Raw genomic sequence first — 8,436 nt, 5'->3', positions numbered from 1 at the left:
GCCTCATGGGGTCGAGGTGCTGGCCGGCGGGCATGAGGCGGGGCATCTGGACGGGGCGGCGCTCGTCGTGACGAGCCCAGGGGTCCCGGAGCACGCGCCCATCCTGCAGGAGGCCACGGCGCGGGGCATCCCGATCTGGAGCGAGCTCGAGCTCGGCGCCCGACTGTGCGACGCGCCGTACGTCGCGATCACCGGAACCAATGGGAAGACCACCACGACGGAGATGGTCGCCGGCGCCATGCGCGCGGCCGGACTCGACGCCGTGGCGTGCGGGAACGTGGGGTACCCGTTCTCGCTCGCGGCCGGGGAGGGCCACGACGCGCTGGCCGTCGAGGCGTCGTCCTTCCAGCTGCGGTTCCACGAGCGCTTCCACCCCCGTGTGTCGATCCTGCTGAACGTGGCGCCCGACCACCTGGATTGGCACGGATCGATGGAGGCGTACGGCCAGGCCAAGGCGCGCGTGTTCTCGCTGCAACGAGCGGGTGACATCCACGTCGGGAACGGGGACGATGCGGCCGCCGCGGCGATCTCCGCGTCGGCGCCGTGTCCAGTAGTCTGGTTCAGACTAGTCGGCCCGGCCGAGGGAGAGGTCGGGTACCGGGACGACGGTGTGCTGGTCTCACGGCTGGGCGGCGATGCCGTCGAGCTCGGCACGCCGCGGGGCGAGAGCGAGGCGTTCCGCGCCGACGCCGCCGCGGCCGCCGCCGCGTCGCTTGCGTTCGGGCTCGATCCGGATGCGGTTCGGCGGGCGCTCGCATCCTTCCAGCCGCTGCGTCACCGCGGCGAAGTGGTCGCGACCGTCGGTTCGGTCCGCTTCGTCGACAACTCGAAGGCAACGAACCCGCACGCCGCCCTCGCCGCGCTGGCCGGCCTGGAGCGAGCGGTCCTGGTGGCCGGGGGCCTCTCTCGCGGTTTGGACCTCTCGCCGCTCACGGCAGCGCTGCCGGCGCTGGCCGGCGTGGTCGTCCTGGGCGAGACCGGTCCCGAGATCGCGGCGCTATTCGAGGGCTCCGTCCCGGTCCAAAAGGCCGGCTCGATCGAGGAGGCCGTCACGCTCGGTATCGAGCTCGCGCCCCCGGGCGGGGTGGTCATCCTGGCGCCGGCCTGCGCCAGCCAGGACATGTTCCGGGACTACGCGGAGCGCGGGGACCGGTTCGCGGCCGCGGCCCGGGCCCTGCGGCCGGAGCGGCCGCATGCACCGGCCGGCCTCCAAGCCCCCAACCAGGAAGGAGTGTGAGGATGGCCACCCGCGCGGTCGCCGTGACCTCCGAGCGGCACCTCCAGGTGGTCCGCGAGCGCGGCGCCGCCCGGTCCCGGGCCCGGCTGTGGGAGCGCATCCGCCACCGCGAGCGGACCCGCAACCCCACCGTGGTCCTCGTGCTCCTCGGTGCGACCGGGCTCCTCACCGGGATCGGGCTGGTCATGGTGCTGTCGGCGAGCTCGGTGTCGTCGTACGCGCGGTACCACTCGAGCTTCCTGTTCTTCAAGCGACAGGCGGTGTACGTGGTGGTGGGGACCGCCATGCTCCTGCTGACCGCCCGGATCCGCTACCGCACGTGGCAGCGGCTGGCCATCCCGCTGATGCTGGGATCGCTCGGGCTGCTGGTCGTGGTGCTGCATCCGGCCGTCGGAACGGTGGCGGGCGGATCGTCCCGCTGGATCGCGTTCGGCCCGGTGACCGTCCAGCCCTCGGAGATCGCCAAGCTGGCCATGGTGGTGTTCACCGCGACCATCCTGACCCGGAAGTGGAACCGCCTGGCCGATCCGCTCCACGCCGCCCTTCCCCTGCTTCCCGCGGTGGCCATCGTGTGCGGGCTGATCATGCTCCAGCCCGACCTGGGGACCACCGTCATCGTGGCGGCCACGGTGTTCGTGGTGGCGTTCGTGGCGGGCATCCGGCTCCGATACCTGGTGACCAGCGTCCTGGTGAGCGGCATCCTGGCGACGGCCGCGATCATGGCCAACGGGTACATGAAGGCCCGGTTCCTGTCGTTCCTGCATCCCTGGAAGGACCCCACGAACACCGGCTACCAGCTCATCCAGTCGTTGATCGGGCTGGGGTCGGGCGGGTGGCTGGGGGTCGGGCTGGGGGCGAGCCGCCAGAAGTGGATGTACATCCCCAACGCGCACACCGACTTCATCTTCTCGATCCTGGGGGAGGAGCTGGGGCTGCTGGGGGAGATCGTCGTGCTGATCCTGTTCGGGATGCTGATCTACGCCGGGATCCGCGTGGCGGCGAGGGCCCCCGACACGTTCGGGCGGCTGCTGGCCGCCGGGATCGTGGGGTGGCTCGGGCTCCAGACGCTGGTGAACCTGGGCGCGGTCACCGGGCTGCTGCCGGTCACCGGCGTGCCGCTGCCGTTCGTGTCGTTCGGCGGCTCGTCGCTGGTGGTGACGCTGGCCGCCGTGGGGATCCTGGTGAACATCGGACGGTCGTCGCCGGAGCAAGCCGTGGCCCCCCCGCCCAAGCGGGCACCTGGGAAACGGTCCGGCTCCGCTCCGGCGAAGCGGTCGCCCTCCCGGAAGGCGGCGGCGCGATGAAGGTGCTCATCGCCGGAGGGGGAACCGCCGGACACGTGTTCCCGGCCCTGGCGGTGGCGCGCCGGCTGGCCGACAACCACGGCGCGGAGGTCACCTTCGCCGGGACGTCCACGGGGCAGGAGGCGAGGCTGGTGCCCGCGGCGGGGTTCCGTTTCGTCGAGATCGAGGCGAAGCCGTTCGTGCGGAAGCTCTCGTTGCGGGCGCTCCGCGCGCCCGTCGTCGCGCTGGGCTCGGTCCGTCGCGTGCGGCCGCTGGTCCAGGATGCCGACGTGGTGGTAGGGATGGGCGGGTTCGTGAGCGTCCCCGCGGTGGTCGCCGGGAGCCGGGCCCACCGGCCGGTGGTGATCCACGAGCAGAACGCGGTGGCGGGCCTGGCCAACCGGGTCCTGGCGAGGATGTCCCGGGTCGTCGCGTTGTCGTTCCCGGAAGCCGCGGCGTCGTTCCGGCGCCGGACGCGGACGGTCGTGACCGGCAACCCCATCCGCGAGGCCATCGCCGGCGTTCCGGCGGAGCGGGAGTCGCTCGCCAAGATCGCCCGCAAGGAGCTGGAGCTGGAGGAAGGCCGCCGCACGATCGTGGTGTTCGGCGGGAGCCAGGGGGCGCTGCACGTCGACCGGGCCGCCGTGGGGGCCTGCGGGATCCTGCGGGACCGGGGCGACCTCCAGGTGGTGCTGCTGACGGGGCCGGCCCATCACGAGGCCATGCTCCGGGGACTTCCCCGGGGAGGCGCGCTGGTGGTCCGGGCGCTGCCGTTCCTGGACCGGATGGAGCTGGCGTACGCGGTGGCCGACCTGGTGGTCAGCCGGGCCGGCGCCACCACCATCGCGGAGGTCACCGCGTGCGGCCTCCCCGCCCTGCTCATTCCCTATCCGTATGCCACGGCGCGGCATCAGGAGGCGAACGCTCGCGCGGTGCAACGGGCCGGCGGGGCGAGCGTGCTGCTGGACGACCAGCTGACGCCGGAAGAGTTGGCCGACCGGATTGACGCGCTGGTCGGGCACGAGGAGCGCCTCCGGGCCATGGCTGCCCGGGCCGCCGCGTGGGGGCGGCCGGACGCGGCGGAGCGGCTGGCCGAGGTCGTGGCCGATGCGGCGGGGGCGGGCCGGTGAGCGGGCTCCCGGTGAGCGGGCTCCCGGTGAGCGGGCTCCCGGACTACGTCCCCCCGCCGGGCAGCATCCCGACGCTCGACGTCCCCGACCTGGAGCCGCTTCGCCGGATCCACCTGATCGGGATCGGCGGGGCCGGCATGAGCGGGATCGCCCGGCTCCTGCTGGCCCGGGGGTTCACCGTGTCGGGCTCGGACCTGAAGGAGTCCCGGGGCCTGGAGGACCTCCGTGCCGGCGGGGCCACGGTGTTCGTGGGGCACCGCGCCGACCAGCTGGAGCGCCCGGTCTCGCCCGACGCCGTGGTCGTGTCCAGTGCCATCCCCGAACAGAACCCGGAGCTGGTCGAGGCTCGCCGGTGCGGCATCCCGGTGCTGGCCCGAGCCCAGGTCCTGGCCGCGCTGATGCGGGGGTCCCGGACCATCGCGGTGTCGGGAACGCACGGGAAGACCACCACCACGTCGATGATCTCGGTGATCCTGGACCGGGCCGGGCTCGACCCCACGTTCGTCATCGGCGGAGACCTGAACGAGAGCGGCTCCGGTGCGCGACACGGCGGCGGCGCGTGGTTCGTCGCCGAGTCCGACGAGAGCGACGGCTCGTTCCTGCTCCTGCATCCCGAGGTGGCCGTGGCCACGAACGTGGAGGAGGACCACCTGGACTTCTACCGCGACGGCACGCAGATCCGGTCGGCGTTCGCGCGGTTCCTGCGGCAGTCGAAGCACGCGGTGGTGTGCGGCGACGATCCCGGGATCGCCGAGGCTCTCCGCGCCGCCGGCGGCGTGAGCGCCGAGACGTACGGCGTCGGTCAGGGAAACACGGCCCGGCTGGTCGTGGAATCCGACGGGTCGGGGGCACTCGGGACCATGGAGCTCGACGGGTCCCGGGTCGAGCTGCGCCTTCGCGTGCCCGGCGTGCACAACCTCCTGAACGCGTGCGGTGCCGTCCTGGCGGCGCGGGTCGCCGGCGTTGCGCCCGAGCAGGCCGCCGAGGCGCTTCGTTCGTTCTCGGGCGTCCGCCGCCGGTTCGAGTTCCGCGGGGTCGGCCGCGGAGCCGAGTTCGTTGACGACTACGCGCACCACCCCACCGAGGTCGCGGCGACGCTGGCCGCGACGCCGCCCGGGTACCGCCGCGTCGTCGCGGTGTTCCAGCCCCATCGGTACACGCGGACGGCCGCGATGTGGCGCGAGCTGGGAGAGAGCCTGGAGCGGGCCGACCTGGTGGTGGTGACGGACGTGTACGGCGCCGGCGAGACCCCCATCCCCGGGGTGACCGGCAAGCTGGTGGTGGAGGCGCTGACGGAGGCCCTCCCCTCCAGGCGCGTGGTGTACCTGCCCCGGCGCTCCGACGTCGCTCCGTTCCTGGCGCACGAGGTGCGTCCGGGCGACCTGGTGCTCACGCTCGGTGCGGGGGACGTCACGATGGTGGCGGAGGAGACGCTGGAGCGGATCTTGGGGACCGCATGAACGAGGGAAGGGGCGCCATCGCCCGGGCCGAGGCCATCCTGCGAGCCGCGTGCGGCGAGCGGCTTCGCACCGGCTTCTCGCTGGCCCCCCTGACGACGTTTCGCATCGGCGGTCCGGCCGCGCTGTTCCTCGAGCCGCAGTCCTTCGACGACCTGGCCGCGGCCAGTCACGCCGTACGGGAGACGGGCGTCCCGTTCGCGGTCCTCGGGAAGGGCTCGAACGTGCTGGTGGCCGACGCCGGGTTCCCCGGCCTGGTCCTCCGCCTGGGCAAGGGCTTCCGGTGGACGGCGCGGGCGGGGACGCGGCTGACCGCCGGCGGCTCCATGCCGCTCCCCGCGCTGTCGGGCGTCGCGCTCGCACACACGCTGGCCGGGTTGGAGTTCGGCGTGGCCATCCCCGCGTCGCTCGGCGGGTCCGTGCGGATGAACGCCGGGGCGCACGGCCACTCGCTGGACGAGGTCCTCGAGCAGATCGAGGTGTTCTCCCTCCGCTCGGGATCGACGCGAACGGTGCCGGCCCCCGACGCGGGCTTCCGGTACCGCGGGTCGTCGCTGCCCGATGACGGCGTGGTCGTGGCGGCGACGGTCGCCCTGCAACAGGGGGAACGAGGCGAGATCCGCCATCTGATGGAGGAGGCTCGGGAATGGCGGCGAGCCACCCAGCCCCTGGCGGAGCCCAACTGCGGAAGCGTGTTCAAGAACCCGCCCGACGGGCACGCTGCCCGGATGATCGAGGACCTCGGCCTGAAGGGCACCGGGGTCGGTGGGGCCACCGTCTCGACGAAGCACGCGAACTTCATCGTCACGTCGCCGGGAGCGCGGGCGGCGGACGTGGTGACGCTCATCCGCCTGATCCAGCGACGGGTGGGGGAGCGCTACGGGACCACGCTGGAGCCGGAGGTGCACCTTGTGGGGGAGTTCGATCTCGCGATCCGCTGAAGCGCCCACGAAAGATCCGAGGAAAGATCCGGGGAAAGATCCGAAGGGCGATCCGAGGAAGCTCCAGCCCCGGCGCCGGATCCCACGGTGGGCGTCCGTCATCGCGGCCGTGGCCGTCATCGCGGCCGGCGGCTGGGGCGTGGCGAACTCACCGCTGTTCCGGGCTCGCACCATCGAGGTGTCCGGCGCGTCGCACCTTGACCGGGCGCAGGTGTTGCGGGAGGCGGGCCTGGCGCCCGGCATGAACGTCCTGTGGCTCGACACGGCCGCAGCCATCCACCGCCTGGAGGCCAACCGCTGGATCGCCTCGGCCACCGTGGCCCGGTCGCTTCCGTCCACCGTCCGAGTTTCGGTGACGGAGCGCACGCCCGCGGCCGAGGTGAAGGTGGGCTCGCGGTGGGCTCTGGTCGCCGCGGACGGAATGGTGCTGGAACGCGTGTCCGACGACCCACGACTTCCGTTGCTGATGACGGCGCTCGGGGATCGCCGGGTGCTGGCCGGCCCGGCCTCGGTGGTGGGGAGGATGAGCCCGTGGGTTCGGGCCCGGGTTCACTCCGTCGTGCCCAGCCGGGACGGGTCCCTGGTGGTCGAGCTTTCCTCGGGCATCCACGTGCTGTTCGGCAACGCCTCGGACATCGCCGTGAAGGACCAGGCCCTGGCCGGGATCCTTCGGTGGGTGTCGAGCAGCGGGACGAAGGTCGGCTACGTGGACCTCCGGGCGCCGCTCGCCCCGGCGGTGGGCTCGGGGGACGCTCCTCCGGCTTCACCACGGGCAGGAGCAAGCCCATCGCCCACGCCGGCCGCGGACACGGGCGCCTGAGCTTCCCCCCCCGGCCGACCCCCCGGGTCGAGACGGCTCACGAGCCCTCCACCTCCTCTTCGGGTTTGTGCTACCTGTTGCATCAACTCGAGGTGCGGTAACACTTGACGGACCAGCAGGTTGACGCTAGAGTCCTGCCCTTGTAGGTGAGGTTGACATAACAATAAACCTCAACTCAAGCGTTAGGATCCAGGGTTCGGGCACGGCGTTTCCCCAGGTAGACAGGCCGGAGCCACGAGGAGGACTCTCGAGATGCAACCCCCATCGAACTACCTCGCCGTGATCAAGGTCGTCGGGATCGGCGGCGGCGGCGTGAACGCGGTCAACCGGATGATCGAGGCCGGCCTGCGGGGCGTCGAGTTCATCGCGGTGAACACGGACGCGCAGACGCTGCTCATGTCGGACGCCGACGTGAAGCTCGACATCGGCCGCGACACCACCCGCGGGCTGGGTGCGGGCTCCGACCCCGAGGTCGGGCGGCGGGCCGGCGAGGAGCACCGCCAGGAGATCGAGGAGATCCTGAAGGGCGCCGACATGGTGTTCATCACCGCCGGCGAGGGTGGCGGGACCGGCACCGGTGGGGCCCCCGTCGTGGCCGAGGTCGCCCGGGACCTGGGGGCGCTCACCATCGGGGTCGTCACGCGGCCCTTCGGCTTCGAGGGTCGAAAGCGCGCCACCCAGGCGGAGATGGGGATCACCAAGCTGAAGGAAGCCGTGGACACCTTGATCATCGTGCCGAACGACCGGCTGCTCCAGGTGTCCGAGCCGAGCACGCCGATGCTCGACGCGTTCCGGATGGCCGACCAGGTCCTGTTCCAGGGTGTGGACGGCATCACCTCGCTGATCATGACTCCCGGCCTCATCAACCTCGACTTCGCCGACGTGAAGGCCGTCATGACGTCGGCCGGCTCCGCCCTCATGGGCATCGGCCATGGCACCGGCGAAAGCCGGGCGGAGGACGCGGCCAAGGCCGCCATCTCCTCGCCACTGCTCGAGTCCTCCATCGAGGGGGCCAAGGGCGTCCTGCTGTCCATCTCGGGGCCGCAGGACCTCTCGCTGCACGAGGTGCACCGCGCGGCCGACACCATCACCCGGGTGGCGCACCCCGACGCGAACATCATCTTCGGCGCGGTCATCGACGACGCGCTGGGCGAGGAGGTCCGGGTGACCGTCATCGCCGCGGGGTTCGACAAGCTCGGGGGCCTCGGGCTCGGCGAGACCCGGCTGTCCCGGCTCCTGGAGGAGCCGCACGAGGAGGACGAGACGCAGCTCCCCTCCCTCCTGCGGGAGGACGAGGAGGAAGAGGACATCTTCAAGCCGGCGCCGGAGACGGTCGTGTTCGACGCCGAGGAAGACCTGGACATCCCGGATTTCCTCAAGAGCTGAGCGAGACCTGACGATCTGACCAGAACCCGCCGGCGCGCGCCGCGGACCGGCGGTGGGGGGCGGGGAGGTACGCCGCGAGGCGCCCTTCCCCCGCCTCGGGCAAGACGAGAACATCGTCCCCCCCGCCCCCCTTTTTCTTCGGCAGTTGGGGAGGGGCCACCCCTCCCCAACCCCCACCCCGG

7 protein-coding genes are annotated in these 8,436 nt (G+C 72.3%); all 7 read left to right on the top strand.

Annotated elements, in window-relative coordinates:
• Nucleotides 1-1,237 (top strand): UDP-N-acetylmuramoyl-L-alanine--D-glutamate ligase (gene murD / locus M3Q23_08970; protein ID MDP9342216.1); only part of this gene is annotated, 1,237 nt, incomplete at its 5' end.
• A gap of 2 nt (nt 1,238-1,239) precedes the next feature.
• Nucleotides 1,240-2,541 carry a putative lipid II flippase FtsW gene (ftsW, locus tag M3Q23_08965; GenBank protein ID MDP9342215.1) on the top strand — a complete coding sequence of 434 codons (1,302 nt, stop codon included), beginning with the start codon at nt 1,240-1,242 and terminating at the stop codon, nt 2,539-2,541.
• A complete protein-coding gene (gene murG / locus M3Q23_08960; GenBank protein MDP9342214.1) occupies nt 2,538-3,650 on the top strand; it encodes an undecaprenyldiphospho-muramoylpentapeptide beta-N-acetylglucosaminyltransferase in 1,113 nt (370 codons plus the stop codon). Before ftsW ends, murG begins: the two co-directional genes overlap by 4 nt.
• Nucleotides 3,647-5,110 (top strand): UDP-N-acetylmuramate--L-alanine ligase, encoded by a 1,464-nt coding sequence (gene murC / locus M3Q23_08955; GenBank protein ID MDP9342213.1) that lies wholly within the window; start codon nt 3,647-3,649, stop codon nt 5,108-5,110. The genes murG and murC overlap by 4 nt, the downstream gene beginning before the upstream one ends.
• The gene (gene murB / locus M3Q23_08950) at nt 5,107-6,048 is read left to right on the top strand and encodes a UDP-N-acetylmuramate dehydrogenase (protein ID MDP9342212.1); all 942 of its coding nucleotides are present in this window, start codon (nt 5,107-5,109) and stop codon (nt 6,046-6,048) included. The genes murC and murB overlap by 4 nt, the downstream gene beginning before the upstream one ends.
• A 109-nt stretch (nt 6,049-6,157) precedes the next feature.
• The gene (locus M3Q23_08945) at nt 6,158-6,868 is read left to right on the top strand and encodes an FtsQ-type POTRA domain-containing protein (GenBank protein ID MDP9342211.1); all 711 of its coding nucleotides are present in this window, start codon (nt 6,158-6,160) and stop codon (nt 6,866-6,868) included.
• 252 nt (nt 6,869-7,120) lie between these two features.
• Nucleotides 7,121-8,254, top strand: a complete 1,134-nt coding sequence (ftsZ, locus tag M3Q23_08940) for a cell division protein FtsZ (protein MDP9342210.1) — start codon at nt 7,121-7,123, stop codon at nt 8,252-8,254.
• Nucleotides 8,255-8,436 lie beyond the last annotated feature (182 nt).

Source organism: Actinomycetota bacterium (genome assembly GCA_030774015.1).
Lineage (GTDB): Bacteria > Actinomycetota > UBA4738 > UBA4738 > JACQTL01 > JALYLZ01.
Note: the sequence above shows the minus strand (reverse complement) of the source record. Positions and strands in the feature narration are given on the sequence as shown.

Excerpts from the sequence above, each read along its gene's own strand:
- ftsW (MDP9342215.1), top strand. The coding sequence starts at position 1,240 with ATGGCCACCCGCGCGGTCGCCGTGACCTCCGAGCGGCACCTCCAGGTG.
- murG (MDP9342214.1), top strand. The coding sequence starts at position 2,538 with ATGAAGGTGCTCATCGCCGGAGGGGGAACCGCCGGACACGTGTTCCCG.
- murB (MDP9342212.1), top strand. The coding sequence starts at position 5,107 with ATGAACGAGGGAAGGGGCGCCATCGCCCGGGCCGAGGCCATCCTGCGA.
- ftsZ (MDP9342210.1), top strand. The coding sequence starts at position 7,121 with ATGCAACCCCCATCGAACTACCTCGCCGTGATCAAGGTCGTCGGGATC.